The sequence below is a fragment of the Salipiger mucosus DSM 16094 genome, from assembly GCF_000442255.1.
GTDB lineage: Bacteria > Pseudomonadota > Alphaproteobacteria > Rhodobacterales > Rhodobacteraceae > Salipiger > Salipiger mucosus.
The window spans coordinates 225,432-249,004 of record NZ_KE557281.1; the positions used below are offsets into that span (position 1 = coordinate 225,432).

The window sequence follows — 23,573 nt, forward strand, 5'->3', positions numbered from 1 at the left end:
CATCTATTCCTAAATCGTTTTGAGCGAGGAATAGTTCATGAATTTCAAGACCGCACTACAGCGCCGCGGCGAGCGTGGCCTCAACCTCATGGAGGTCGGCATCGCGCTTGTCGCGGTGACCTTCATCGTCATGCAGATCATGTCGATGCTCTCCGACAATGCTCGGACCCTGAAGTCACAGAGTGATGCCGAGAAGATGACGACGATCACGGAAGCCTCCGAGCGCTACCTCTCGACATACCGAAGTGATCTGCTCGCGGCCACTGGCGGCGGCGGCACTCTCGCGATCCCGGCAGGCCGCCAATGCGCAGGCTGTGCGCAGCCGTCTTCACCGGCCGGACTTCCGACAATCCAGGATGCCGGTTTCCTTCCGGACCTGTTCGTCGACACGAACAGCAACCAGCAAAGCCATGCGCTTCTGGTGAAGCAAACCGCCGGCGGTGATCTGGAAGCGGTCCTGACGTCCTATGGCGGCTCCACGATGAGCGATGAGAACGTCGGCCAGGTTTCCGCGCTTCTCGGAGCGGCAGGCGGTGGCGTTTTCAACAACGACGCCATCGGGGCCACCGATGAAATTTCAGGTGTCCATGGTGGATGGGGCGATGACGTTTCGAACTGGAATGCATCCATCGACGGCACCAACGTGCAACCTTCACCAGGGACGGTTCAAGTTTCCATGGGCCTGGCGGACGTCGTCGGTGTCGGTGCCAGCATAGATGAGGACAAGTTCCTCCATCGAGAAGACTCTTCCGCCCCTCTGAACGGCATGGAGACCGACCTGCACATGGATGGGGACGGGACCGAGCACAATATCGATGGTGTGAACTATATTCAGGCCAGAGAAGTTCGGGCGACCGAAGTTCGGGCAGCGGCCATGATCGATACGACAACTGGCACTCCTCATCCGGATGGAGAAACCTGGGAGGTCAACCCGACGCACGGAACCTTCTTGAACCGCCTATATGCGGAACAAATGAACCTTGACGACACAAAGTATCGAAACGACAAAATCGTATGGGGTGCGACCGGCACCATTGAAGGTCCCACTGATTTCACGGATGACATCACGGTGCAGGACGTCACAGCAGACAACGTCTACGCCACGAACAGTGTCCAAGCGGCATCCATGTCCTCTACCGGGGATATTGCTGCCGACGGGAACATCGAAGTTGGGACCGTAACGCCTTCAGGGACCGGAAACATCTTTGTCGAGAACCGCGGGACCTTTGACCAAATCTACACGAACTCACTCGCGAACGTGGAGAACCTTCGCGTGAGAGGAGAGATCTACGGCGACATCAGCTTCGGCTCCGGTGGCGCGACTTCCGTGGATTTCAACTTCGGAGGCACGACTACCTACATCGACGGAGCCGGTATTCATACAGACGGCTCCGTCGAGACCTCGAACCTGTACTTCACGTCGGACCGGCGCCTGAAAACAGACATCGAGGACATTGACGGGGACATGATTTCCGAACTTCGCCCGCGCGCCTTCACCTGGAAGGATGACGGTGGCAGCGCGCTGGGCTTCATCGCACAGGAAGTCGAGGAGGACTTTCCGGAGCTCGTCCGGACCGATCCCGAAACCGGCATAAAGTCGGTGAAGTACACCGATCTGATTGCCCCACTGGTCGCCAAGTCCCAGTCGACGGAGGACGCTCTGGAAGCCCTCACCGAGCGCGTCGAAGAGCTCGAAGACGCAAACCGATAATCGGTTGCGGCGCCTGCGGGCGCCGCTTAAATTTCAGGCCTCGTCCGATCTCATTGTCGCTACCTGGGACGACGAGCCTTTCGGAGATCCGGTGCGATACGCCGTCTTCGAGAACTTCCTGTTCCACCGATGTTGTCATGGATTGCCCGGATCCCACGGACTTACGCACGAAATTTCGAAGTATTTTCATGGCGTTGAGCAACCATTGAACTGATCGACGTTCATTCAGAAAGAGTTCGAGAAATGATAAGAGCAGTATTGACGTCTATCCATTATAGCGCTAAAAAAGACCCACAGCACAAGGAAGACTTCAAGGACCATGGCAAAGAAATCCACCGCCGTCGCCCACAACCGGATTGCAACCCGCGAGAAGGTTTTCCAGGCAGCGTCCATTCTCGAAATGCAAGGCGTCAGCCTGACTCTGATGAACGTTCGCAATCAGATCGGCGGTGGCGGCTTCAACACCATCAGCGCTCTGCTCGATGAATACCGGTCGACCAATGGGAAGAAGTTGCCGCCCAAGGCCCGTCGCATCCAGTCGGCGGCCGTCAATCAACTGTGGGACATCGCCGCCGAGATCACGCGTGAGGAATTTTCGGAAACCGAAAAGGCGCTGAAGGACAAGCTGGCGGCGGCTCTGAAAGATCTCGAAAACGCGCGCGCCGTCACCGCAGAGGTTGCGAAGAACGCCGACATCACCGCCAATGAGCACCGCAGGCAGATCTCGCTCCTGCAGGGCGAAACCCAGGAAGCCAAGGACCGCGCCGATCAGTTCGAGCAGAAAGCCCGTCGCGTGTCGCTTGCCGAGAAGAAGGCGAAGGACGAGGCACAGCGTGCAGACGCCGCCGAGCAGCGCGCTGCCGTTGCCGAAATCGATCTCGAAGGTGCCAACGCCGAGATCAATCGCCTAAAGGCCCAGCTCGCCGCCGCCCGCACCGGAAAACCGGTCGCCCTCAAGGAAGCCGCCTGATCGCGGCATGCCGACGGACTGGTGATCTGGGACTCGTGGATGGAGTGCTCCATCGACGGATCATCTTCGAGAGCCGCGATTACCCTCTGGTCATTGAGCGCATATTTCAGGGCATGAAAGCAGGCTTCCCCGGCCAGCGCGAATGCCTCCGCTTCCTGCATCCGCCGGGAGGGAGCCCGGCGATCCCACTTCACCGCGGCATCGAGGGCACTATCCTCGCGCGGGCCGCTGACACCGCAGGCGTGGCACACGGCCTGGTAAACCGAAGCGTCGCCTTCCGGCCGTTCGATGGACGTGACGGATGTCTGGTCACTGGCGCACATCGGGCAATCCGCGAGATCGGTTGTCTTGAGAAGCGTTTGATCCATACTCTTTCCTTCCGCACGTCGGCAGCCTGCCTGGGAGGCCGCGAATTCAATTAATTCTTACACCGCCATCCTGAATAGATCAAGGATAAGTTGACAAATGGCGCCGTTCGACCAAATTGGAAACAAAGGATAGCAGGAGGGCGCCATGTCCGGACGCAATGCACGATACCAATTTTTCTTCCGGGAGACGGCCTCGCGTATCGGCGAGCGCCCCGTCAGCATCGCTGCCGGCCTGGTCGAAGCCCCGGCCGGCAGCATCGATCCCCGCGTCGTTCACCAGTTCGCACCGAACCGGGGAGAAAACGGTCGCCTCGACAGCCTCTCGATCCTGGAACACAAGGTTCCGTTCCAGTCGGTCGACGCGAACGGCACGATGTCGGATCCCGTTCTCGCATCGGACCCGGACCATCTTCTCGAGTCTCCGATCTGGCCGCTGTCCCAGGTGTTCGATCTCGGGGCCCTGCAATTCCGGAAGGTCGACATTCCCCCGGCCGAGGATGGTAACGAGGTCTTCGCGACATTCGGGATGGTCGGTGCGCGTGGCCTAGCCCTCGACTACACGAAAATCTCAGTGTTCGAAGGCGAACACAACGACATCGAGCCCAAGCAGTTCCGCGGTTATCTAGGTCATGACGTTCTTCCGGAACGCGACGTCCCCGACATGGATGAGGACATGCGGGGCGAGCCCATGAAGGCACTCTGGCGCAAGCCGCTGTGGGGTTTCGGACCCGAGCCTTACGTGATCCCGACATTCGCATCGCGCGAAGAGGTCTCTGCCTGGACGGAAATCGCGAACCGCATCGGCGACGGGGCCGAGATCGATGAGTTGCCGGACCGGCTTCACCGTTGGATCGGCGTCCAGCGCGACGAGGGATACGTCCAGGTTACGCGATATCTGCACGAGAACTACCCCGATTACTTCGAGAATGCATACGCGCCACGGACGGCCGCGCAAGATGCCGCCCACAGCGAACGCATGAAAGAAGCAGTTCGGGAAACGGTCGCGGCGCCAGTCGGCATGACACCGTAACGACCGGCTCTCGATGTACCAAAATGCTGTCTCGCACAAGGAATAGCGCCGAAATCCTCTCCCCAGGCCGGCGCTATTCTTTTATACTTGAACATCAGGGCAGGCCCGTTTATCCTTTGGAAAGGAGGGAATTTCATGGACCAAGACTGGAAGCAACTGCCCGGCGATACCGGGGACGAGCACGTTTTCTGCATCGGCGACGTGCATGGCGAGCTGGCATCCCTGGATGCCGCGCTGGGCAGGATTTCCGACCTCCCGAAGCACGGACCGACCCGCCTCATCTTCCTTGGCGACCTGATCGACCGGGGCCCAGCGCCGCTGGAGTGTGTTCAGCGTGCGTGGCAGGCAGCCGACCACACCGGCGTTGACGAGGTGATCGTACTTCCTGGCAACCACGAACTGATGCTGCTCGGCTCTCTCGGCGGCGCTCCCGACGAGATGTCGCAGTCAATCAACGAAGGGATCTGGCTCGCCAACGGCGGCATGTCTGCCATCAAGGAGCTCGAGGCCAATGGCTGCGATATGTCCTCGCGGGAGGTCATCCTCGAGGAGCTCCAGAAGGCGCTTCCGGAGGACTTCAACGAGGTCATGCTGTCGCGGTCGCACGTGACGCAGGGAGACATGGTGTTCGTGCATGCCGGCGTGCATCCGCATATCGACATGGACACCTTCCTGGCCGAAGACCCCTTCGCTCACGACAACTGGGCCTGGATCCGCGGCGACTTCCTCCATCATGAAGGTGGATGGGACGCGGAGCGCCGGCGCGTCATCGTCCACGGACACACACCCTGGGAGCAGGATGTAGGGTCCGCCATGAAGGGCGCATTCAGCGAGCGCAACCGGGCCTGGCGTGCCGGCGAAACCATGCGCATCGACAGCCACTTCGAAACGGCCGAGGGCGCGGACATGGTCGAGAGCCACCGCCGGATCAACCTCGACAGTGGCTGCGGGAAGGCGACGACCACCCTGCCCTTCGCGGAGTTCTTCGACGGCAATGTCCGACTGCATGTCGTCACGCCGCAGGAGAAAGGATAATGGAAGATGCTGATCTGGTACGGGCCAACCTGGTTCGCGGAGCGGAAACGGAAGGGCAAACGCCGGTATCCGGTCCAGACGCGGGTGGATGCCTACCGGCGCCGCATCTTCATTCCGCTCCGCCATCCGGAATGAGCGAAACCACGATCCAACTGCGCTCCGGCGCATACTTCGATTTCGCAAATCCGTCGGCGGTGGAACTCTGCATCGAGGACATTGCCCAGGGCCTTGCCAGCACCTGCCGGTTCGGCGGCCACTGCTGGCCGTTCTACTCGGTCGCCGAGCACAGCGCTCTCGTCAGCTACATCGTGCCACCTTACCTGGCGATGATCGGCCTGATGCACGATGCGGCCGAGGCCGTGCTTGGCGACATCCCCAAGCCGCTCAAGCGCCTACTGCCGGACTACTGTCGCATCGAGAAGGAAGTCGAGGCGGCACTCGCGCGGCAATACGGCCTGCCCGGCTTCAAGCCACCCCTGGTCAAGAAGGCGGACATCGCGATCCTGCGCACGGAGCAGATGCAGCTCTTCGTGCCCGACGACAAATGGATCGAGACAAAGGGTGCGGAGGCTGCGAACGTAAACATCGAAGCCTGGACACCGGACGAAGGCCGCGAGCGCTTCCTCGAACGCTACTACGAGCTTGCCGCATGACCGGACACTGGGAAACGACAACAATGCTCCGCCTGGAAACCAGCGGCTGGAAGCCCCTGCCCGGGACGAGCGGGCCCAACCATGTATTCGCCATCGGCGACGTGCACGGGCGGGACGATCTTCTGAAAGCCGCCCTCGAGGTGATCGCCGGAATCGAGAAGGCCGGCGCCACGAAGAAGGCCATCTTCCTCGGTGACCTGATCGACCGCGGGCCCGGCGGACTCAAGGCGCTCTCGGTCGCCCGTTGCGCATGGGACTACGCCAAGGTGGAAGATCGTGTGCTGCTCTTCGGGAACCATGAGATCATGCTCTGGGAGGCCCTGAACGAGAGCCAGCCGCCCCGGAAGGGACAGCCCACGCAAAAGGGCGACCGAGCGCGCAGGTTCGAGATCTGGCGGCAGTGCGGCGGGCAGGCCGTGATCGACGAGATCGAGGCGCTGGGCTATCCCGCCTCGACCGGTCCGGATCTCGTCTCGTCCTTGCGCAAGGTGTCCACCGGAGATCCATTTCGAGACTTCCGCTCGCATCACGTCGAGGGGGATCTCTTCTTCGTTCATGCAGGCATCGATCCCCTCGTCGACCGGGAGCACTTCCTGAAATCGCCCAAGGCCCGTTATGCTTGGGTACGGCTTCCGTTCCTGATCCACTAGGGCAGCTGGGACAAGACCGGTCGCGAAGTCGTCGTGCACGGACACACCCCGTGGAGCCACGACCCGCTGTCGTCAGACTGCGAAGACGAATTCATCCGGTTCGACCTCCCCGATGACCAGATCCCAGAAAGCACCGTCGGGCGCTTCACGCTCGACGCGGGCGACTTGGTATCCCGGGCCAAACGGATCAATCTGGATGCCGGCTGCGGCTTCCGGGACGAGATCCGGCCCAACCCTCTGGTCTTCGCGGAATTCTTGGATGACCATTTCAGGATGCATGCCGTCCACGCACTTTGACGGATGCAAAACAGGAGACGCCAACGGTGTCGACCACCACTGCGAAACCATCGGAGCGCGAGGGCTTCGTTTACATGCTGGCCACCTGGGATGGAGGCAGGCCACGCACCTATGTCGGTTGGACCTATGACGTCGATGCGCGCCTGGCCCGGCACAATGCCGGACAGGGCGCCAAAGCCACCAAGGGGAGGGCCTGGCGTGTGATCCATGTGGAGTCCCATCCATCCAAGCAGGCAGCCATGTCCGCCGAGTATGCCCTGAAAAAGGATCGGCCCCGAAGATCGCGTCTGTCCAGGCAGGCGCTTATTCGCGGCTGAGCGTGCGTTTTCTCATTCGCGATTTCGCTACCAGATGGGAATGCTGGTGAAGGTAACACACTGATACTTGCCGCCTTGCGGGCTTGGCGTGTCGTGTTTCCCCAATACCAACTGACACGAACAATTCGACTGCGTCGGTTGTGTCCATGCTCGCATTTTGAAGGTGCTAACTGAACCGCCCGGGGATCCATTCCCCGGGTGTTTTTTCCAAGTCATCCTGTTGACTTGCCCCCGCAAATTGGGAAAAAGATCCCGGTTGTTTTTCAAGTTGTGACGAATGCCCAGGATAGAATCGAAAAATGTAGCCGAGTGCATCCGGCTGATGTACGCCACCCTATCTCCCAATCCAGACTGGCAATCCTTGTTTCGACGGTGGTGTGAGCTTTTCAATGCAAAGGCCGCGCAGCTGGCAACACTGGATGTCATTTCCGGAGAGATTTCTTATGAGGAGATTTTCGGCATCACCCCCGCTCCAGAGGTGTACCGGACCTACAAGACAATGGTGGACTCCGACCCGCGCGTCACGGCGATGCAGGCGGCACCCCACAAGGCAATGCACTGCAGGCAGATCATCTCGGACGAAACGCTGCACAGGTCGCGCCTGTACCGGGAAATCCTTGAGCCGATTGGGATCGAGCATTCCCTTTTTGCGAACATCTCTGACGACCAGAAGGTCATTCAGTGCCTGGTCTTCTATCGAGGTGCGAAACAAGATCCCTTCACGGACCGGGACGTCCGGTTTCTTCAGCTCCTTGAGCCCCATATCAGCCAGGCCGCCGCGATCCGCGAGCAGCTGAGACAGACGGAGGAAATCCAGCACTCGGCGTTCAGTGCACTGGAAAGCACCGGTGTGGGATGGGCCCTCATCGACGCGGATCGCCGGATCATTTCCGGCAACAACGTGGCCCGCGACCTGACGAGACACGAAACCGGAGACGGAACCGAGACGCTCGTGATCGGAACGCAGGGCATGATCGATCTGTCGGGGCAAATACGCTTGCTGCGGGCCTCTCCGGACCAGAACATCGCTCTCCTGCACGGCGTGTTCCCCAGTGGCAGGGTTCTTCCCGTCATCATTGTCAGGAACGACATGGAGCGGTTCGCATCGACCATCGGTTCGCCCCCGGTCGAGACGTTCACGGTGCTCATCGCGACCCAGGTGAGCGCAGACGACTGGCCACGCATGGAGGTCCTCAGGGAACTCTACGGCGCGACCCGCCGCCAGGCGCAGATCGCCGTCCTCGTCAGCGCCGGCCACTCGACGGAGGACGCTGCCGAGGAGATGGGGCTCACGGTTGGCAGTGCACGCCAGTACCTGAAGCAGGTCATGGCTGTCCTGGGTGTGGGAACGCGCGGGCAACTGTCATCCAAAGTGGCCCGCCTGCTCGTCGCGTCCTAACGTCACGCCTGGGCGTGTTGCCCGTTCAGCTTCGTCAGGAAGCGCTGGGCAACGTCGACGGCTTCAAGCAAGCTGAACCGCGTGCGCGCCTTGAAAGCCTCGCTTCGGTCAGGCGGAATGGGTTCGAATTCCCGCTCGAGGGCGCGGTTCACGACCGATCTCCCGAGATAGGTGACCGCCCAGGCATCGTCTCCACGTGCCTCGATGAACAGATCATCGTCGACCTGGAAGCAAGTCGCCATTTTCAGAAGATCTGCGTCACTGGTCATCGTCGAGATCTCGCCGCTGTCGCGCGTTCGTCGATGTGATCCCGGACATCGCGATGCCCATCATGGCAGCGGCCGCCACGGGCGGCGGAGGCGGGGCCGGAACGTGCCGACGCGGCCGCCGGATGCCCGCTTTGTGATCCGCGACCTTTTGCTTGCGCTTGCGTTGTTCCTTCTTCGCCGCCGGGCGCGCGTTCTTTCTTGGCATGACTGGTCAGTTCTCCACTTGGCTCACCAAGAAATATTATGAATAGAATGACTCATGCAAGGGAAACTTGCTCTGAGCCCTCCGGATTGCTAGTATAGATCATCAAGCGTGGATGAGCAGCATGAACGATTTCGAAGATTTTCCCGGGATGCAGGACTCCATGGGGAGGATCCGCGACGGTAGCAAGCCGCACAGGGCCGGCAGAAAGTCGCCCTCCAGGCGTCGCACGCCGGAAACGTCCTCCGCCCCCGCCGATTACTTCTTCGAGGAGGACACCATGGGCATCATCCGACACCCCGGGAACCTGGACTGGGTCGACGAGCGGTCGTCCTGCAATCGTACGCCGCGGGAGGCGCCCTACGGGTACAGCGCTCACTTCAAGTGGCGGGAGTTCGACAAGCGCAATCCGCCGGAGGGCATCGACGCAGTGCATTCCGACCGCATGCAGCAGTGGAATGCCGAGAAGTACCGGGCCGCCTTCAAAGGCAAGGGCTGGATCGACGCCCTCTCGAAAGAGAAATGCAAGAATGCGATCCGCACCTACTACGACGGCAAGTACGAATGCATCGGCTACGCGGTGGAGTGCAACGTGTCCAACGGCTACCCAGTCGGTCTCTTCTTCCTGAAGAAGGTGGCTGACGACTAAGGCCTCGTGTCGCTCACAGGTCCTCGGGCAGCATCAGGAAGATCCGGCGCTCGAAATCCGGGTCCTCGTGGAGCTCGATCCTGAAAATAACGGTCTTCCCGTCGTACTCGAGCTTTCCGAAGTCCCGGTCGCCGTAGGGATCGTTCCCCTCCTCGAAGTCCTCGAAGGCCATGAGCTGCCGGATGAGGTCATTCACGGCGTCCTGGCCCAGCGCCTCGATCCCCACGGTGCCAATGAGCTCGGCGACCTGGTCGGGGCCGCGCGCGAAGAGGCCGCGGGTTCTGATTTCGTTGTTCCGCTTTCCTGTCTCCGTGATCGGTGTCATCGTCGGCTCCTGCATTTCCCGGTCGCCAGCGTCGTCGGAAACGCGCGCAACGTAAACCCCGACGGGACACTCCGGGCGTTTGCCGCGTCAAGGACCACAAGTCATACTGGACTGCTCAGCCTATCTATTCTTGCTTTCGAGATGTTTTCGGGTATGCTTGCACCAAGGACGAAGGAATTTCATGCGAAAGAATACCAAGACCTCGGAAGCTCTCGAACGACTGATCGAGGGCGTTGAAGCAGGAGACACCCAAGTCAGGCCTCTCGCCGCTCCAGTGGTCGGGACCGCCAGCGCCGAACTGGTCCACCGGGTCGTACATGACCGGTGCTGGACCTCCGCCGAGCGGTTCTATCTGCGCCACATGCCCGATTCATTCGGATATGAGCTCTATCGGAGCATCGCCTATATCCACACGCCCAAGACCATGTACATGTGGTCCGGAGACGCCAAGATTCGGGATACGCCACGGGCCTGGCTTCTTGCGACCCTGAACGCCCTGCGTGACTTGCCGGCCTTTCTCAATAGAGACGAAGACCCCGAAGCCGAGGCAGCGCCAACGAATTGGGCCATCGTCTTCAAGGATGCGCAGGTCGCGCCAGAGATCATCGACGACGAGGACGCGGCGCGCGCGAGGTTCGACGCCGTGTCGGCCAGCTACAACTGCGTGCTTTTCAAGGAAGTGGCGAGAGGATGACATGCCGTACTACCTGATCCGCCATCGCTATTCGGGCGAGACCTTCCGTGCCGAGTACCGAAGCAAGAGCGCCCTGCGCCGCACCCTGCCCCGCTTCTGCGAGGACAGCCAGGAGTACTGTTCGTTCTGGGATATCGACGAGGTTTCCTTCGAGGAGTTCCGCAAACACAAGGATGCCCGGAGCGCCGGGGAGCTCTTCAATCTGAAAACCTTCATGCCGAAGTCTGCGCGCGCCTGACACCGGCGATTGCAGAGTCTTCGTCACTCCGGTAGCCCATCCGAATTCCAAGGAGACCGATCCCGACATGTCGTTTATCGAAAACCACATCCAGCGCTGCCAGTCCGTCATCGACACCAAGTCCGGCCTGGCACCGGTTGTGAAAAAGATGCGGGCCGTGATCGCCCAGCAGGAGGACGACAAGCAGGCCGCAATCCTTCGCAAGATCTCGAGCCGGGAGCGGAAACCGTTTACCGAGGCCGCCGCGGCCGCCATCGACCGGAACCTGCCCGCGCGGCCCGGTGGCACACCGGCGTCTCAGCTTCCCGAAAACAAGAGCCTTCTGGATTTCGTCTCCCTCGTGTCTCCAAGCATCCGCCTCCGGGCCCGGGCCGGGTCCGGGAAATCCACGGGACTGGTCATCAAGATCGATTTCCTGGTGAACACCCTGGGCGTGCCGCCCGAAGCGATCCAGCTTCTGACCTTCAACAAGGCGGCCGCCAACGACCTGTCGAACAAGCTCGAGGCCTCTCTCGGGGATGTCGGCCGCCGGGTTGGTGTGAACACCTTCCACAGCCTCGCCTTCCATGTCCTCAAGACCTATCCCGGGACCCGCGGCATGGTTCTCGATTTCACCGACGATGCGCGTGCGAACCCGGCCAAACTGTCCGACATCGAAAGCGCGGTGATGGAAAATACCACCCGCCAGGATCTGGCGGCTTATCGAAACCGCTACGAGAACAGTGCCTTCAAGTTCCTCGTCAAACAGCCGGACTTCGAGGACCAGGTCCGCGAGTTCATCGCCAGCGGCGTGTCCCTCTATCGAGCCCGCCGCGGAACGCCCGGACAGAGGGATGTCTCCCCGATCTTCCGACACCTCAAGCGGGTTGCCGGATCCTTCGATGCCAAGCTGGCCGAGAGCGAGACGTTCGACGGCGAAGCCGGACTGCGCGAAGCCGCCCGCATCCTTTCGAGCGACAACACGATCCCCGGCTTCACCCGGCTGAACGGGAGCCTGCAGTTCCTCTTCGTCGACGAATACCAGGATTTCTCTGCCGCCTTCGAACAGCTCGTGGCCGGCGTCATGCATCGCAACCCGGACGCGGTCCTGAACGCTGTCGGCGACGACTGGCAGTCCATCAACGCCTTCATGGGCGCCGACCTGTCGTTTTTCCGGGGCTTCCGCTCGCGCTACGAGGCCGCCCTGAACCTGCCGCTGCAGACGAACTGGCGCTGCGGAAAGCGCATCGTGGAGATGGGAAACGAGGTCATGGAGGCCTCCAACAAGGAGCGAGCCGTCGCCGGCCTGCCGCATGACGGCCGCGTCCGGGTCAAGACCGGCGGCATCAAGACGGAGCGCCGGAAAACGCAGGAGTGGCACGAGGAGGCCCGAGCCTTCCTGGAGGACCAGATCGCGATCATGGCGAAGCGCGCCTGGGACGACGATGCCCGGGCCGGACGTGACCCGGGATCACTCGTGCTTCTGGCCTCGAAGAACCGCCCCTTCGGACGTGACCTGAAGACCTACGCGCGGCGGATCAAGGCGCCCGAGGGCGTAACTGTCGCCTCTTGCACCTCCCATGCCTCCAAGGGCCGGGAATGGGATCACGTGATCATTCTGGACGGCATCGAAGGCGAATATCCCGGCGGCCATCCGGCCCAGCTGGTTGCCCGCGACATGCTTTCGAAAGCCGACATGCGCGAAGAAGGTCAGCGACTGCTCTACGTGGCCGTCACCCGGGCGAAGCACAGCCTGGCGGTTCTAGCGCCCACCAAGCTGCACCGAAACCTTTATGGCGCCAGGCTGCTCGCGAACGAGCTCGTAGACGCCTGAGACCTGCAAGTCTGGCTGCTGAGCCAACGCCTCAGATCACGAGGCGCCCGGACATCAGAAATCCCAGTTGCAGGTGGAAGCCAGCTCCCCGAGGACATTCTCGAGGCCGCGGATGTCGAAGATGGCCGTCGTCGGGTTCTCGCTGTGCGGCGTTGTCTGCAAGACCATCTTGTCGTGGCCCAGCATGTTCTTGAGAAGTTCGCCGCCCCACATCGGCGAGAAGGTCGCCTTGCTGTCGGTCGACGTGCTCCATTTCTGGCGCTGGGCCTTCCCGTCTCCCAGGCGCACCGTCACGTACTTCCAGTCTTGGTACACGTCATTGCTGTCGTCACCGAGGTAGTCGTGCCACACCACGTAGACCTCGGTGGTGTTGGACTTGCAACGTCCGATAAAGACGATGGGCCGGTCCTGGAAACCGCCCGTCCCACTATCCGACATCAGCCGCAGTAGCACGGTCTTGGAGTCATCCATCGGATTGACGTCGGTGGAAACATCCCACTTGCCGGTGAAGGCATTGTCCTGCTCCGTCTCGGACGGAGTCTCGCTCTCCCCAGCGGCCACCAGACTGTCCCGTGCCATTGCTTCGGTCACGCTGTTCGACGTGTAGACGAATGTGCCGCAGAGGTTCGCTCCGCTATCCAGGCCAGAAGGAACCTCCTTCCCTGAGAAGACCGCCAAGGTCAGGCTCGGACCGCCGATGCCGGCAGAAGCTGCTGCCGCAAGGTGTGTTGCGGGAACGTCTGGGCCGCATAGCCTATTGCCGCTGCGCAGCTCCCCCGGATCGGTCTTGAGACGGAAAACGGCGGCCGCACGCTGCTGCCCGTCATGCGTCCACTCGCCCGCTTTTTCGGGTTCGACGAGATCCAGTTCAATGGTCCTGCCGGTTTCCAGGACGATGTGCTCGCTGGATATCAGCAAGGGCCCGAGGATCGCCGTGGCGGTTCTCGAGAATGGCGTAGCGGCAATCGTGTTCTCGGAAATCACTTCACCGAGGCCTGCGTTCGGCACAATGGCGGCGAAGGACAGGGCGGCAAACGTCGGGATCTTCATGTTACCTCGGGTTAATCTGGACACTATGGCGAAAGCCTATCAGGCACTCATCGAATTGCCACCCGACGACACGACATGCCGGGCCGCTTTTCAGAATCTCTGTTCCATGGCACTCTGTGCTCATTGCCTGTCTTTGATGGTTTTCACTTGCGGAGCCAATTTCATGAATTTTAGAGTTCTACGATACGCGATCCTGTTCGCATGCCTCGCCGCCCAGCCGGCAGTTTCCCAGCAAGCTCCCGATCCGCAGGCCGCCGTTGCCTACTTCTCTTTCCGTGAACTCAAGGCAATGCCGATCCTGCGGAACCGGACCATCCGGGTCGGCGACATCATGAAAGTCGACCCCTACGAGGACGTCCTGGCCGCGGCATCGAGGTGCTACCTGTCACTGGAGACCCAGGACGATAGCCCGCGAAGCCACTACATGTGGACCTCCCTCGAGGCCGTGGTTGAAGCCTCCGCCGGCGCCGAGATCAAGAAGGTCGTCGAGGCAGAAGCCGGGCTGCAGGGCGCCTTCGAGAAGAGCGCGGCAATCATCTTCGAAGACATCACCGCCACTGTTCCGGACCCGGACATGCAGGAGTTGCACGCGGACAAGGTCGAGAACATCGATGGCTGCCGGCCGACACTCGAGGTCCTGAAATCCCGCCGCTACGACAGCATTCTCGCGACGCGCATCTATCAGGCGACCGTCAGCGCCGGCTTCGTGTTCGATACATCGGGCGACGCGAATGCGAAGGCGGCGGCCGGCAAACTCACGAAACAGCTTTCGGACGTTTCGGGAGAGGTCAGCGTGCAGGGCGGAAAGGAGTGGGTGACGCTCGGGGAATGGACCCATGGCGTGATCGCGGTGCAGTCCTCACGACTGAACCCGGATGAGCTCGCCCGGGCCTGGCTTCTGATGAACGAGAACCCCGAGACCCTTGCACAACTCGAGCGACTTCTGGGCGAATACTATTCCGCAGAGGACCCAGGACGCTGGCAGGAGCTCAAGTGGACGATAAAGAATTTCCTGGAGGAATACGGCTGGGCGGAGGAGACAATCGACGACTTGCGGCGTCGCATCTACGGATCCGAGGGCGTGGAGGCCGTATCGCTGGAGGACATACCCGCCGAGCACTGGCGCGCCACCGGCGCCCTCGCCGCGGCAATGCTTACTGGAACAACGAGCTAGCGTGATTGCGGTTTCCCCACCGCCCCTTGCCGAAAAGGTCGGGGCGCTGGGGAAGATGTCGGATTGCGTCAGAAGTTCCTGCAGATTGAGCGGTTGACGCTTCGAGAGCCTCTTTTCGTCCGGCGAACCCTCATCCCAAGAGGCCAGGCAGCCAAAGCGCAAGTCCCGGAACCGCCGCGACCAGTAGCACAACGGCGAGAATGGCGGCCAGCCAAGGCAGTGCAGCGAACGCCACGCGCTCGTAACTTGTGTCTGCGACCTTGGTCATCGCGAACAACACCATTCCAAAGGGTGGGGTTGCTTCACCGATCACGAGGAGCATGATCATGACGATCCCGAAGTGCACCGGATCGATTCCGAACGCAATCACGATGGGTACGAGGATTGGCGTCAGGATATTGATCGCGACCGAGACGGCCATGAAACAACCGATGAACAGGAGAAAGATGATCACGAGGGCCATGAGGATTGCAGGTTCCGAGGTCAGTCCCGATAGCCAGTTGGCCATCGTGTCAGGGACCCGGGCCCGTGTGAGCACCCAGGCGAACAAGGCTGAGGCCGCGAGGATAAAAAAGATGACTGCGGTATCGTAGGCTGACTTCCGGAATACTTCGGCGAGGCCCCGAAGCCCGAGGTTACGGAAGAATACTGTACCGACCAGGAGCGCCCAGAGACCTGCCACCGCTGCCGCCTCGGTGGCCGTGAACACCCCTGCGAATATCCCGGACAAGAGAATGATCGGTGTCAGCAACGGCGCCAAGGCGGCGAGGAAGGAAGCCCAAAGGGCGCCCATGCCCGGGAAGGCCTGCGAAGGAAGCCCGCGGCGACGGGCGAAGCAAGCTGCGAGCGCCATCATCGCGAGAGCCATGAGCAGGCCGGGCACAATGCCTGCAAGCAGCATGTCCGTGGCGCTCACGCCCGCCAGGACAGCATAAAGGATGGCTGGGATACTGGGGGGGATAATCGGCCCGATCAGCGACGACCCGACGGTTACGCCGATGGTCGTTTTATCATCGTATCCGGCATCCCGCATGGCGCGAACTTCCATGGCACCCAGACCCGCCGCGTCTGCCACGCCCGAACCTGACATGCCGGCGAACAGCATGGATGCGATGATGTTGACCTGCGCCAGACCGCCACGGACATGCCCGACGAGGGCATTGGCAAAAGAAAAGAGCCGCGTCGTCGCGCCGGACGCGTTCATCATGTGGCCGACGAAGATGAACAGCGGGATCGCGAGTAGCGTAAAGGAGTCCACCCCTGCAACGAGCCGCTGAGCGATGATTTCGTGCGGGATCTCCAGCACTCCGCGGGTCACCGCGAAATACCCGACGGCGGCGAGGCCGAGTGCAACTCCGGCCGAGACACCGAAGATGAGAAGCACGATCAGCAGGAGCATGGAGAATGAGCCGGGAAACATCATTCCACCTCTTCGAATTCACCGAGCGCCGGTACGGGCTCGAACAGTTTCAGAACGCTAACCATGACCCCGAAGCCGGCACCGAGGCATGGCGCGAGAAAGATCGCGCCACGGGGGATCGGAAGGGTTGCAAGCGGATAGGCCCAGTTGCTCGTCGTCAGGTGGAACGCCCCCCAAGTCACTGATGCGAGGAACAGCGCGGTCAAGAGCAGTTGGACGCGATAGAGGAAGGTCGTTGCCGGGCTGTTTCCGAAGGTTCTATCCAGAAGATCGACCCTGATGTGATCATGGCGAACAGTGACTGCGATCAGGCCCAGGAATACCACCCAGACATTGAGCAGACGGGCGAGTTCCTCGGAGAAGACAAGACTGATGCCGAGATACCGGTAGGCGATCTGGGCGAGAATTGCCGCGAAGAACCCAACGAAAGCCAGGGTTGCCAATATCTCAGCACCCCTGGCCAGGCCGAAGCTATAGCGGGACATTATTCGGTCGAGGAGCCCGATTTCGAGGGCTGGTGTTCCTCGATCACCTTGACCGCGGCCTCGTAGATACCCTCTTCAAGAATGCCGGATGCGGCCTCACGGATCACCGGCATGGCTTTTTCCCGGAATTCCGGCGCCGGCTCCACATACTCGAGACCCGCGTCCTCGATTTTCTGCAGGATCTCCTCGTTCTCCTCGACTGCGGCATCGGTCGCGGCGGCCGTGGCGGCGTCGATGGCAGCCTGGAGTGCCTCTTGCTGCTCGCCCGTCAGGCTGTCCCAGAAATCCAGATTCGCCATCACCGTGACATAGCTCTGCTGGTGCTGCGTCGCGACGATGTAGTCCTGAACTTCGTAGATGTTGCGGCCCCAGATATTGGACAGCATGTTTTCCTGCGCATCGATAACGCCAGTCTGCAGTGCTGAGAAAACCTCGGGCGAAGGCATCGGCGTCGTGATCGCGCCAAGACCGGACCAAATGTCGATCCAGAGAGGAATTTCCGGCATGCGGATCTTGATGGACTCGAGATCTTCCAGGGTCCGGAAAGCAGTGTTCGACGTCGCCCAGCGGGACCCTTGGTAGTATGTTCCGAGGAACTTGGCGTTGCCACGTTCTTCCAGGGCTGCCTTCAGCCGGTCCCCGGTCTCGGATCCGAGGAACGCCTGGACGCTTCCGTAGTCGGGGAAGAGATAGGGCACAAGCGTGGCGTCGAGCTCCGGGAAGTATTCCGACGCATGGATCACGCCCATGTGGATCTGGGTTTCCCCGATGCGCACCAGGTCGATGAGTTCGCGCTCACCCCCGAGCGTACCGTCCAGGAAGATATCGAGGTTGGCGTCGGGAAGGCGCTCCTCAAGTTCCGACGACAGGGTCTCCACCATGACGGTGTTGATCCCCTCGTCGGGAACGGTCGAGGCAAGGGTGATAGTCTGCGCCCCTGCCGGGATTGCGAGCACGGCTACTGCCGTCGCGGTGAGTATAGTCGTGAGTTTCAATTCGTTCTCCTCCCTGAGAATGTAGATGAGGCTTCCTCCCCGCTTGGAAGTCAGCCCCGAGCGTGCTTCTTGTCGAAGTCCCACACGCGCTCGAAGCCCATCAGCTTCGAGAACTCGTCAAACGGATAAAGCGTTTCCGCGGAGACGGTCCGGCCATCCTTCACAAGGGTCCTGTAGGCCACGTCGAGAGCGCGACCCGCGGCGAGGAACCCGATTGCGGGAAAGAGCGCCAGGCTGAACCCGAGCTCTCCGAGGCGTTCGCGATCCAGTACCGGCGTGCTGCCCCCTTCGACCATGTTCGCGAGCAAAGGCTTGTCGAAAGACGATCCGATCCGCTCCAGTTCCTCGATGCTTTCCGGAGATTCCAGGAACAGAATATCCGCGCCAGCCTTGTCATAGGCGGCAATACGCTCGAGCGCCGCGTCGATGCCATCGACCGTTCGCGCATCCGTGCGCGCGATGATGAGGAAGTCCTCGGATGTTCGGGCCTCGCAGGCGACTTCGATTTTCTGAGCCATCTCCTCGACAGGGATCACAGCCCGTCCCGGCGTATGGCCGCACTTTTTCGGGAAGACCTGGTCCTCGAGCTGGATCGCCGAGGCCCCGGCTCGCTCGTAGGATTTGACAGTATGGTCGACATTGAGGAGCCCGCCGTAGCCGGTATCGCCGTCGGCAACGAGGGGTATACCGTACTCCTCTGCGACCCGCGCCATTTCCGAGACCCGGTCGAGCATGTCACGGAATGATGCGAGGCCGGCATCCGGGAGACCCAGGTGCGAGGCGACCGTGCCGTATCCCGTCATGTAGAGGACTTCGGCGCCGGCGTTCGCTGCAAACCGCGCGGAGATCAAGTCGTAGACGCCAGGCGCCACTGTGCATCCGGGCCTCGAAAGAAGTTCGCGGAGATTTCTCGATGGCATGAGTTTCGCCCTTGGTGTATACAGTTTCGAGAAATCGCTACCAACAGGACGCCGATTCTGCAAGCATTGTATACAAGGAGGCTACGATTTGCGTGAAGCCGCCAGTGAAACGGCTTATCGCCTTATCCGCGACGCCATTGCGGATGGGCGCTACGAGGAGGGATCCCGCCTACGCGAGGAAGAGCTCGCAAGTACTCTTGCGATCAGCCGAACACCGATCCGGGAGGCAATCCGCCGCCTGGCCGCTGATGGCTTCGTCGTCCTCGAACCTCGTATCGGTGCGGTCGTCAGGACTTGGGACCCCGAAGCGATCCGGGATCTGTTCAACCTGCGAGCGGTCCTTGAGGGTTTCGCCGCCCGTCTAACCGCCGAGGTGGCACAGATGCATGCCATCGACGAGCTCGAAGGGCAGCAGAGACGAATGGACGAGCTCGTTGTTTCCGATGAGCCAGAGTTCTTGAAGCAGTTCTCGGAAGAAAACACCGCATTCCATCGCCAGATCATCTTCTTGTCTGGAAACCGGCAGCTCGTGGCAATCGCTCCACCACTCGTCGACCTCGCACTGATCACCCGCACGTATCGCAAGTTCTCCGATGAGCGAATTCGCAAGAGCAGCTCGGACCACGCGGATCTGGTTCAAGCCTTTCGTCGTCGCGACGGGATGTGGGCCGAAGCCATCATGCGGTCTCACATCCTATCCTCGGTCGAACTCGCGAGCAAAGATTGAGCCGCGGAACGCCGGCCATAATGCAGTGACCTTCTGGCACTACTCACGACACCCTAGAATAGCTTGTCGCTGGAAGGCAGCCCTGCCCTTGGGCATGCGGGCCGGGATGGAAGGTGGAGACAATCGGCCACCGGTGCCATGGCGGCGGCAATGCGCACAAGAGCAACCGGTTAACGCCTTGGTGACACGCCCAGCGCCCTTGCCGAAAACCGGTCTGGGCGCTGGGCGGAATCTCGGATGTCGTCAGAGAGCCTTCAGATTGGTCGCCTGGGACCTCCCGTTGCGACCTTCCTCGAGCTCGAAACTGACCTTCTGATTGTCGGCCAATCCGGCCATGCCGGACCGCTCAACGGCGGTGATGTGCACGAAAACGTCCTTTTCGCCGTCTTCTCGTTCGATGAACCCGAAGCCCTTGGTGGTATTGAAGAACTTTACTGTGCCGGTTGGCATCGTCGTCGGCTCCTTTTTCGCCGTTCAAGTTGCTCGAAATTGGCAACCAGACGAACGATGGCACGGATCGTCACAGCGTTCAAAGCTTGAGTGTGACGCGCTGACGAGACCACTCCGAGAGACAGCGCGTCAGGTGTTCAGCGGAACCTGGCTGCGTTTTCTGCGGCTGCAGCCTCCGTGTCGCCCTTACCGAAAGCCGACGGTCGCGGCTCCGGCAGTTGCAGGGCCTCCTGGACCCGTGGCATGGCGTCAATGCGGTCGAACCATGCTTGCAGGTTCGGCAATCCGTCGACGCTCACCGTGGCCCAGAAGTAGCTGCGCGCCCAAGGGTAAGTCGCAATATCCGCGATGGACATCGCATCACCGACCAGCCACTCGCGCCCGGCAAGCCGCGTATCCAGCACTTCAAGCAGGCGGCGGCTTTCGGTCACGTAGCGGTCGATGGCGTAGGGCACCTCGTCGCCATTCGGCTTGGCGATACGCTGGAAGAACATCGCCTGGCCCATCATCGGACCGATCCCACCCATCTGGAACATCAGCCATTGCAGCGTCTCTGAACGCTCCTTGGGATCGTGGCTGAGGAAACGGTCGTATTTCTCGGCGAGATACCATAGGATCGCGCCGCTCTCGAACACGGCGAAGTCATCCGCGCCGCGATCCACGATGGTCGGGATGCGCCCGTTCGGGTTCAGACGCAGGTAATCGGGCGCCTTCTGCTCTTTCTTGCCGAAATCGATTGGCACCAGCTCATAGTCGATCTGTGCCTCGTGCAGAAAGATCAGAGGCTTCCAGCCGTTCATGGTGTTGGCGGTGTAGAGGACAATATCAGGCCGCGTCATTGGCAAGCTCCCCGAAGGTCGTGGCAAGATGGGCATCAAACCGGGCGAGGTCGGTGGCGACGTCGGGGTTCTTCATCACATCGAAGGCCCCGAAGGTCGGCAGCGGCGTCATACCGAAGAACCTGGCGTTCAGGTGGACCGGGCGCAGGAGATCATCCAGCGACATGCCCTCGAAGAATGGCTCCGCCGGCGCGTCGAAGGCCTCGGCCGGGGCGTTCAGCGTGGCCGAGATCATGTAACGGGTGCCTGCCAGCTTGCCGCCCATGCCGTAATTCGCTTTCGGTGCGGCCACGCTGCGACCGTCGCCATTGCTGAGCTGCCCGCCCATGCCGACCGTGTAGACCTCATCCATGTATTTCTTGAACGACCACGGCACGCCCATCCAGTTCACCGGGAACTGCAAAAGGACCACGTCCGCCCAGAGGTGGCTGTCCACCTCGGCCTGCACATCGTAACCGGCCGCGACTGTGGTCAGGCGCACCTCGTGCCCCTGCGCCTCAAATGTTGCCTTGGCTCGCTCCGCGAGCGTTTCGTTAAGTGTGCCGGGGGCAAATTCGTAAGGCTGCGCGCCGTTCAGGATGTGGATCTTGCTCATGTCGTCTCTTCCGTTGCTGCGCCCGCTTGACTTCGGCGGGGTCCAGGATGAGATGACCGTAGTGGGAAACAAAAACAACCAGTATACTTTTTGTAACCTAATATGGAACAGATCAGCGGGGCGCAAACCGATGGAAGCCAAGATCGAAGTGGACGCAGCAGGCCGACGGACTGCGGTCAATGCCTGCGTCGAGCCCTGTGCCATCGAGCGTGGCATGCGGATCATCGGAGGGAAATGGACTGGCTCCATTCTCTGGCACGTCAAGGATGGGCCGGTGCGGTTCAACGACCTCGCCCGGATGATCGGCGGCGCATCGAAGAAGATGATCACGGAACGCTTACGGCAACTCGAAGAGCAAGGGCTGGTCAGGCGCGAAGTCTGCGACACCGCCCCGATCACCGTCGTCTACGAAATCACTGATTTCGGGCGAACAGCCTTGGGTTTCCTGGATGAGCTGCGGAAGTGGAGTGAGGGCCTTCCGAAGAGTTTGACCGCTAACAAGCAATAGCGTGCCGAAGGCGCGACCGGCCCTAAGCGGACGGTCGAGTCTCGACGGTGCTGCGTGGCGGCATTCCCCGAAACGGCCATTGGAAATGGCGCGCAGCATTTCGAGTTGCCGAGCGCTGGCAGACTGTGAAAAAATTCGGCGAAATATTAAAGGCCTAGGTTTGGAAATGATGAATATAGCGCTGCTCGATGCGAAAAAAACGCGATCTGTACTGAAGCGCCTGATCAAAGACTATGACGATATTCAGATCGCGGTGGCTTGGGGCTATAATGGGAAGCTCGCTGATCTCCTTATGGAGAACAGCGGAAAATTCCGTTCGGTCACGTTTGGCCTCAACGGTTTCGCGACCTCACCCGATCTGGTGGAGCGCTTGATCGGCACCAAGAATGCCTTCATTGCCAAGGCAGACAACGGCATCTTCCATCCCAAGCTCTATCTGTTTCTGGCCGGCGGTAAGGCGGAGGCAATTGTCGGAAGCGCCAATTTTACGCAAGGTGGTCTTGATCGCAACCATGAGGCTTGCGTCCACATTAAGGGGCCGGCCGGCGGCGACATGTTCAAGCAGATCCAACGCGAGCTGTCAGGCTATGACATGCTCAAGCAGCGCGTCACTCAAACGTTGGCGGACAGTTACCGTCGGCAATACGACGCGGCGCGAAGGCAGCGTGGCCAGCGCGACCCTATCCTCCCTAACGAGAAGAATGGGGGGAAGGGTCTGACCTCGCCGCTGGCGATGATGAGCTGGAAAGATTTCGCGGCCATGGCGAAGATCGACCCGCATCATAACTTCAAGCGCCGGATTAAATTGCTTCGAGAAATTCAGCGCCTTTTTGCGAGCGTGGAGCGGTTCTCTGATCTCACGGCGACCGAGTGGAAGGGGATCGCGGGCACCCTCGGTAAGGCCGAGACGGTCGCCGCAGGTCTCGACATCCATAACTGGGGGTGGTTCGGATAGATGGGCGGCAATGGCGATTTTGCGGGCCTGATCTCAAGGCAGGACCGCCAGCTCAGCGACGCGGTAGACTGCATCCCCCGCAAGGACCCGGTCACTCGCGAAAATTTCGAGGAATATTGTCGGCGTTTCCGCAAGGCATTTGTGGATGCCGACGCCCATCATGTTGGAGAGTTTCCGACGGCGACAAGGCTGCTTGCCATGAAGCGCCCCGACACATTTGTCTGCGCGAACGGGAAGAATAAGGGCAACTTGGCCAAGGCACTGAACTTTGCCCCTACGACGCTTTCGCTGGCGAATTATTGGGATCGGATCATCGTGCCGATCCAGTCGTCGCCTTGGTACAACGTACCTCATCCCAGCGGCGGCGATGGCGAGTTGTGGGACTATCGCGTAGCGATGCTCGACACCCTCTACTATGATGAGGACGCCTGAATTGGTCTTCTATGAGATGGACCGGCATCGCGCCGCGCCCTTATCTAAGCAGCCCTCCAGCCGCCGGGATCCCGGCACGTCGCTGTCGGCCTATTTTGTTGAAAAACTCGCGCTTGATCGAGGGGCATCTTGCTGATTCAATTCCGCCAACGGGCGGGAGGAATGGCGATGATGGGATCCAAGCAGGAGGCGCAGCCAGCGCTGTTCTACGAGTTCTCGCTGGAAGATCACGTCCCCCGGGATCATCTGCTTCGATCCATTGATCGGTTCGTCGATCTCAGCAGCATCCGCGCCTACCTTGCCGATTTCTACAGTCACACAGGGCGCCCCTCCGTCGATCCCGAATTGCTGATCCGCATGCTCCTGGTCGGATACTGCTTTGGTATCCGGTCCGAGCGGCGGC

30 protein-coding genes are annotated in these 23,573 nt (G+C 60.7%); 20 read left to right on the forward strand and 10 right to left on the reverse strand.

Annotation, left to right across the window (positions count from 1 at the left end):
* The first annotated feature begins 37 nt into the window (after positions 1-37).
* The 10 genes from SALMUC_RS21320 (at position 38) to SALMUC_RS21355 (ending at position 8,430) form a co-directional block, all read left to right on the forward strand.
* Complete coding sequence (locus SALMUC_RS21320) at positions 38-1,711, forward strand: tail fiber domain-containing protein (protein WP_020041780.1); 1,674 nt, start codon at positions 38-40, stop codon at positions 1,709-1,711.
* Positions 1,712-2,030: 319 nt separating this feature from the next.
* On the forward strand, positions 2,031-2,681 hold the full coding sequence (locus tag SALMUC_RS21325; protein ID WP_020041779.1) for a DNA-binding protein: 651 nt from the start codon (positions 2,031-2,033) through the stop codon (positions 2,679-2,681).
* Between the two features lie 513 nt (positions 2,682-3,194).
* The gene (locus SALMUC_RS21330; protein WP_020041778.1) at positions 3,195-4,079 is read left to right on the forward strand and encodes a hypothetical protein; all 885 of its coding nucleotides are present in this window, start codon (positions 3,195-3,197) and stop codon (positions 4,077-4,079) included.
* Positions 4,080-4,214: 135 nt separating this feature from the next.
* Positions 4,215-5,114: a metallophosphoesterase gene (locus tag SALMUC_RS28450; protein WP_020041777.1), complete on the forward strand. Its 900-nt coding sequence runs from the start codon at positions 4,215-4,217 to the stop codon at positions 5,112-5,114.
* A 6-nt stretch (positions 5,115-5,120) separates the two neighbouring features.
* Positions 5,121-5,249, forward strand: coding sequence for a hypothetical protein (locus SALMUC_RS31580; protein ID WP_020041776.1), 129 nt, complete (start codon positions 5,121-5,123; stop codon positions 5,247-5,249).
* Positions 5,246-5,767, forward strand: coding sequence for an HD domain-containing protein (locus SALMUC_RS30620; protein ID WP_020041775.1), 522 nt, complete (start codon positions 5,246-5,248; stop codon positions 5,765-5,767). Before SALMUC_RS31580 ends, SALMUC_RS30620 begins: the two co-directional genes overlap by 4 nt.
* Positions 5,768-5,790: 23 nt before the next feature.
* On the forward strand, positions 5,791-6,417 hold the full coding sequence (locus SALMUC_RS30625) for a metallophosphoesterase (protein ID WP_020041774.1): 627 nt from the start codon (positions 5,791-5,793) through the stop codon (positions 6,415-6,417).
* Positions 6,418-6,450: 33 nt separating this feature from the next.
* Entirely contained in the window at positions 6,451-6,714 is a 264-nt protein-coding gene (locus SALMUC_RS21350; protein ID WP_020041773.1) for a hypothetical protein, read from the forward strand.
* 26 nt (positions 6,715-6,740) lie between these two features.
* Positions 6,741-7,031: a GIY-YIG nuclease family protein gene (locus tag SALMUC_RS29160; RefSeq protein ID WP_198014643.1), complete on the forward strand. Its 291-nt coding sequence runs from the start codon at positions 6,741-6,743 to the stop codon at positions 7,029-7,031.
* Between the two features lie 322 nt (positions 7,032-7,353).
* Entirely contained in the window at positions 7,354-8,430 is a 1,077-nt protein-coding gene (locus tag SALMUC_RS21355) for a hypothetical protein (protein ID WP_020041772.1), read from the forward strand.
* 2 nt (positions 8,431-8,432) lie between these two features.
* On the opposite strand, the gene SALMUC_RS21360 is transcribed toward SALMUC_RS21355, so the two are convergent.
* Positions 8,433-8,699, reverse strand: coding sequence for a hypothetical protein (locus tag SALMUC_RS21360; RefSeq protein ID WP_020041771.1), 267 nt, complete (start codon positions 8,697-8,699; stop codon positions 8,433-8,435).
* Between the two features lie 326 nt (positions 8,700-9,025).
* On the opposite strand from SALMUC_RS21360, the gene SALMUC_RS21370 reads away from it, so the two are divergent.
* Positions 9,026-9,550 (forward strand): hypothetical protein, encoded by a 525-nt coding sequence (locus SALMUC_RS21370; protein ID WP_156883599.1) that lies wholly within the window; start codon positions 9,026-9,028, stop codon positions 9,548-9,550.
* Positions 9,551-9,563: 13 nt separating this feature from the next.
* Here the strand turns inward: SALMUC_RS21370 and SALMUC_RS21375 are convergent, their stop codons facing one another.
* Positions 9,564-9,875, reverse strand: a complete 312-nt coding sequence (locus SALMUC_RS21375; RefSeq protein WP_020041768.1) for a DUF3768 domain-containing protein — start codon at positions 9,873-9,875, stop codon at positions 9,564-9,566.
* A gap of 181 nt (positions 9,876-10,056) precedes the next feature.
* Here SALMUC_RS21375 and SALMUC_RS21380 point away from each other — a divergent pair, with 181 nt between their 5' ends.
* The 3 genes from SALMUC_RS21380 to SALMUC_RS21390 all read left to right on the forward strand — a co-directional run bounded on the left by SALMUC_RS21380 (position 10,057) and on the right by SALMUC_RS21390 (position 12,620).
* Complete coding sequence (locus SALMUC_RS21380; RefSeq protein ID WP_020041767.1) at positions 10,057-10,569, forward strand: hypothetical protein; 513 nt, start codon at positions 10,057-10,059, stop codon at positions 10,567-10,569.
* A 1-nt stretch (position 10,570) separates the two neighbouring features.
* Positions 10,571-10,807 carry a hypothetical protein gene (locus tag SALMUC_RS21385; protein WP_020041766.1) on the forward strand — a complete coding sequence of 79 codons (237 nt, stop codon included), beginning with the start codon at positions 10,571-10,573 and terminating at the stop codon, positions 10,805-10,807.
* 67 nt (positions 10,808-10,874) lie between these two features.
* Positions 10,875-12,620 carry a UvrD-helicase domain-containing protein gene (locus SALMUC_RS21390; protein WP_020041765.1) on the forward strand — a complete coding sequence of 582 codons (1,746 nt, stop codon included), beginning with the start codon at positions 10,875-10,877 and terminating at the stop codon, positions 12,618-12,620.
* Positions 12,621-12,674: 54 nt separating this feature from the next.
* Here the strand turns inward: SALMUC_RS21390 and SALMUC_RS28455 are convergent, their stop codons facing one another.
* Positions 12,675-13,670 carry a type VI secretion system-associated protein TagO gene (locus SALMUC_RS28455; RefSeq protein ID WP_020041764.1) on the reverse strand — a complete coding sequence of 332 codons (996 nt, stop codon included), beginning with the start codon at positions 13,668-13,670 and terminating at the stop codon, positions 12,675-12,677.
* Positions 13,671-13,776: 106 nt separating this feature from the next.
* On the opposite strand from SALMUC_RS28455, the gene SALMUC_RS21400 reads away from it, so the two are divergent.
* Positions 13,777-14,844 (forward strand): hypothetical protein, encoded by a 1,068-nt coding sequence (locus SALMUC_RS21400; RefSeq protein WP_156883601.1) that lies wholly within the window; start codon positions 13,777-13,779, stop codon positions 14,842-14,844.
* A 130-nt stretch (positions 14,845-14,974) separates the two neighbouring features.
* Here the strand turns inward: SALMUC_RS21400 and SALMUC_RS21405 are convergent, their stop codons facing one another.
* Genes SALMUC_RS21405 through SALMUC_RS21420 form a run of 4 tightly spaced genes read right to left on the reverse strand, consistent with a single transcriptional unit; the run spans position 14,975 to position 18,664 of the window.
* Positions 14,975-16,267, reverse strand: coding sequence for a TRAP transporter large permease (locus tag SALMUC_RS21405; RefSeq protein ID WP_020041762.1), 1,293 nt, complete (start codon positions 16,265-16,267; stop codon positions 14,975-14,977).
* Positions 16,264-16,749, reverse strand: a complete 486-nt coding sequence (locus SALMUC_RS28460) for a TRAP transporter small permease (RefSeq protein WP_020041761.1) — start codon at positions 16,747-16,749, stop codon at positions 16,264-16,266. Before SALMUC_RS28460 ends, SALMUC_RS21405 begins: the two co-directional genes overlap by 4 nt.
* Positions 16,749-17,744, reverse strand: coding sequence for a TRAP transporter substrate-binding protein (locus SALMUC_RS21415; RefSeq protein ID WP_156883602.1), 996 nt, complete (start codon positions 17,742-17,744; stop codon positions 16,749-16,751). The genes SALMUC_RS28460 and SALMUC_RS21415 overlap by 1 nt, the downstream gene beginning before the upstream one ends.
* A 50-nt stretch (positions 17,745-17,794) precedes the next feature.
* A complete protein-coding gene (locus SALMUC_RS21420; RefSeq protein ID WP_051155964.1) occupies positions 17,795-18,664 on the reverse strand; it encodes an isocitrate lyase/PEP mutase family protein in 870 nt (289 codons plus the stop codon).
* On the opposite strand from SALMUC_RS21420, the gene SALMUC_RS21425 reads away from it, so the two are divergent.
* Positions 18,663-19,391 (forward strand): GntR family transcriptional regulator, encoded by a 729-nt coding sequence (locus SALMUC_RS21425; protein ID WP_156883603.1) that lies wholly within the window; start codon positions 18,663-18,665, stop codon positions 19,389-19,391. The two genes, SALMUC_RS21420 and SALMUC_RS21425, sit on opposite strands and share 2 nt — an antisense overlap.
* A 243-nt stretch (positions 19,392-19,634) precedes the next feature.
* On the opposite strand, the gene SALMUC_RS21430 is transcribed toward SALMUC_RS21425, so the two are convergent.
* The 3 genes from SALMUC_RS21430 to SALMUC_RS21440 form a co-directional block, all read right to left on the reverse strand.
* Positions 19,635-19,841: a cold-shock protein gene (locus SALMUC_RS21430; RefSeq protein ID WP_020041757.1), complete on the reverse strand. Its 207-nt coding sequence runs from the start codon at positions 19,839-19,841 to the stop codon at positions 19,635-19,637.
* 137 nt (positions 19,842-19,978) lie between these two features.
* The gene (locus SALMUC_RS21435; RefSeq protein WP_020041756.1) at positions 19,979-20,680 is read right to left on the reverse strand and encodes a glutathione S-transferase family protein; all 702 of its coding nucleotides are present in this window, start codon (positions 20,678-20,680) and stop codon (positions 19,979-19,981) included.
* Positions 20,667-21,275 carry an NAD(P)H-dependent oxidoreductase gene (locus SALMUC_RS21440; RefSeq protein ID WP_020041755.1) on the reverse strand — a complete coding sequence of 203 codons (609 nt, stop codon included), beginning with the start codon at positions 21,273-21,275 and terminating at the stop codon, positions 20,667-20,669. Before SALMUC_RS21440 ends, SALMUC_RS21435 begins: the two co-directional genes overlap by 14 nt.
* A gap of 130 nt (positions 21,276-21,405) precedes the next feature.
* On the opposite strand from SALMUC_RS21440, the gene SALMUC_RS21445 reads away from it, so the two are divergent.
* From SALMUC_RS21445 to SALMUC_RS21460, 4 genes are all read left to right on the forward strand, one after another.
* Positions 21,406-21,783, forward strand: coding sequence for a winged helix-turn-helix transcriptional regulator (locus SALMUC_RS21445; RefSeq protein ID WP_021120785.1), 378 nt, complete (start codon positions 21,406-21,408; stop codon positions 21,781-21,783).
* An 85-nt stretch (positions 21,784-21,868) separates the two neighbouring features.
* A complete protein-coding gene (locus SALMUC_RS21450; protein ID WP_084514044.1) occupies positions 21,869-22,738 on the forward strand; it encodes a phospholipase D family protein in 870 nt (289 codons plus the stop codon).
* A complete protein-coding gene (locus SALMUC_RS21455; protein WP_020041752.1) occupies positions 22,739-23,170 on the forward strand; it encodes a hypothetical protein in 432 nt (143 codons plus the stop codon).
* 168 nt (positions 23,171-23,338) lie between these two features.
* A partial coding sequence (locus tag SALMUC_RS21460; protein ID WP_020041751.1) for a transposase occupies positions 23,339-23,573 on the forward strand: 235 nt, incomplete at its 3' end.

Excerpts from the sequence above, each read along its gene's own strand:
- SALMUC_RS21320 (WP_020041780.1), top strand. The coding sequence starts at position 38 with ATGAATTTCAAGACCGCACTACAGCGCCGCGGCGAGCGTGGCCTCAAC.
- SALMUC_RS21325 (WP_020041779.1), top strand. The coding sequence starts at position 2,031 with ATGGCAAAGAAATCCACCGCCGTCGCCCACAACCGGATTGCAACCCGC.
- SALMUC_RS21330 (WP_020041778.1), top strand. The coding sequence starts at position 3,195 with ATGTCCGGACGCAATGCACGATACCAATTTTTCTTCCGGGAGACGGCC.
- SALMUC_RS28450 (WP_020041777.1), top strand. The coding sequence starts at position 4,215 with ATGGACCAAGACTGGAAGCAACTGCCCGGCGATACCGGGGACGAGCAC.
- SALMUC_RS31580 (WP_020041776.1), top strand. The coding sequence starts at position 5,121 with ATGCTGATCTGGTACGGGCCAACCTGGTTCGCGGAGCGGAAACGGAAG.
- SALMUC_RS30620 (WP_020041775.1), top strand. The coding sequence starts at position 5,246 with ATGAGCGAAACCACGATCCAACTGCGCTCCGGCGCATACTTCGATTTC.
- SALMUC_RS30625 (WP_020041774.1), top strand. The coding sequence starts at position 5,791 with ATGCTCCGCCTGGAAACCAGCGGCTGGAAGCCCCTGCCCGGGACGAGC.
- SALMUC_RS21355 (WP_020041772.1), top strand. The coding sequence starts at position 7,354 with ATGTACGCCACCCTATCTCCCAATCCAGACTGGCAATCCTTGTTTCGA.
- SALMUC_RS21360 (WP_020041771.1), bottom strand. The coding sequence starts at position 8,699 with ATGACCAGTGACGCAGATCTTCTGAAAATGGCGACTTGCTTCCAGGTC.
- SALMUC_RS21370 (WP_156883599.1), top strand. The coding sequence starts at position 9,026 with ATGAACGATTTCGAAGATTTTCCCGGGATGCAGGACTCCATGGGGAGG.
- SALMUC_RS21375 (WP_020041768.1), bottom strand. The coding sequence starts at position 9,875 with ATGACACCGATCACGGAGACAGGAAAGCGGAACAACGAAATCAGAACC.
- SALMUC_RS21380 (WP_020041767.1), top strand. The coding sequence starts at position 10,057 with ATGCGAAAGAATACCAAGACCTCGGAAGCTCTCGAACGACTGATCGAG.
- SALMUC_RS21385 (WP_020041766.1), top strand. The coding sequence starts at position 10,571 with ATGCCGTACTACCTGATCCGCCATCGCTATTCGGGCGAGACCTTCCGT.
- SALMUC_RS21390 (WP_020041765.1), top strand. The coding sequence starts at position 10,875 with ATGTCGTTTATCGAAAACCACATCCAGCGCTGCCAGTCCGTCATCGAC.
- SALMUC_RS28455 (WP_020041764.1), bottom strand. The coding sequence starts at position 13,670 with ATGAAGATCCCGACGTTTGCCGCCCTGTCCTTCGCCGCCATTGTGCCG.
- SALMUC_RS21400 (WP_156883601.1), top strand. The coding sequence starts at position 13,777 with ATGGCACTCTGTGCTCATTGCCTGTCTTTGATGGTTTTCACTTGCGGA.
- SALMUC_RS21405 (WP_020041762.1), bottom strand. The coding sequence starts at position 16,267 with ATGATGTTTCCCGGCTCATTCTCCATGCTCCTGCTGATCGTGCTTCTC.
- SALMUC_RS28460 (WP_020041761.1), bottom strand. The coding sequence starts at position 16,749 with ATGTCCCGCTATAGCTTCGGCCTGGCCAGGGGTGCTGAGATATTGGCA.
- SALMUC_RS21425 (WP_156883603.1), top strand. The coding sequence starts at position 18,663 with ATGAGTTTCGCCCTTGGTGTATACAGTTTCGAGAAATCGCTACCAACA.
- SALMUC_RS21420 (WP_051155964.1), bottom strand. The coding sequence starts at position 18,664 with ATGCCATCGAGAAATCTCCGCGAACTTCTTTCGAGGCCCGGATGCACA.
- SALMUC_RS21430 (WP_020041757.1), bottom strand. The coding sequence starts at position 19,841 with ATGCCAACCGGCACAGTAAAGTTCTTCAATACCACCAAGGGCTTCGGG.
- SALMUC_RS21435 (WP_020041756.1), bottom strand. The coding sequence starts at position 20,680 with ATGACGCGGCCTGATATTGTCCTCTACACCGCCAACACCATGAACGGC.
- SALMUC_RS21440 (WP_020041755.1), bottom strand. The coding sequence starts at position 21,275 with ATGAGCAAGATCCACATCCTGAACGGCGCGCAGCCTTACGAATTTGCC.
- SALMUC_RS21445 (WP_021120785.1), top strand. The coding sequence starts at position 21,406 with ATGGAAGCCAAGATCGAAGTGGACGCAGCAGGCCGACGGACTGCGGTC.
- SALMUC_RS21450 (WP_084514044.1), top strand. The coding sequence starts at position 21,869 with ATGGCGCGCAGCATTTCGAGTTGCCGAGCGCTGGCAGACTGTGAAAAA.
- SALMUC_RS21455 (WP_020041752.1), top strand. The coding sequence starts at position 22,739 with ATGGGCGGCAATGGCGATTTTGCGGGCCTGATCTCAAGGCAGGACCGC.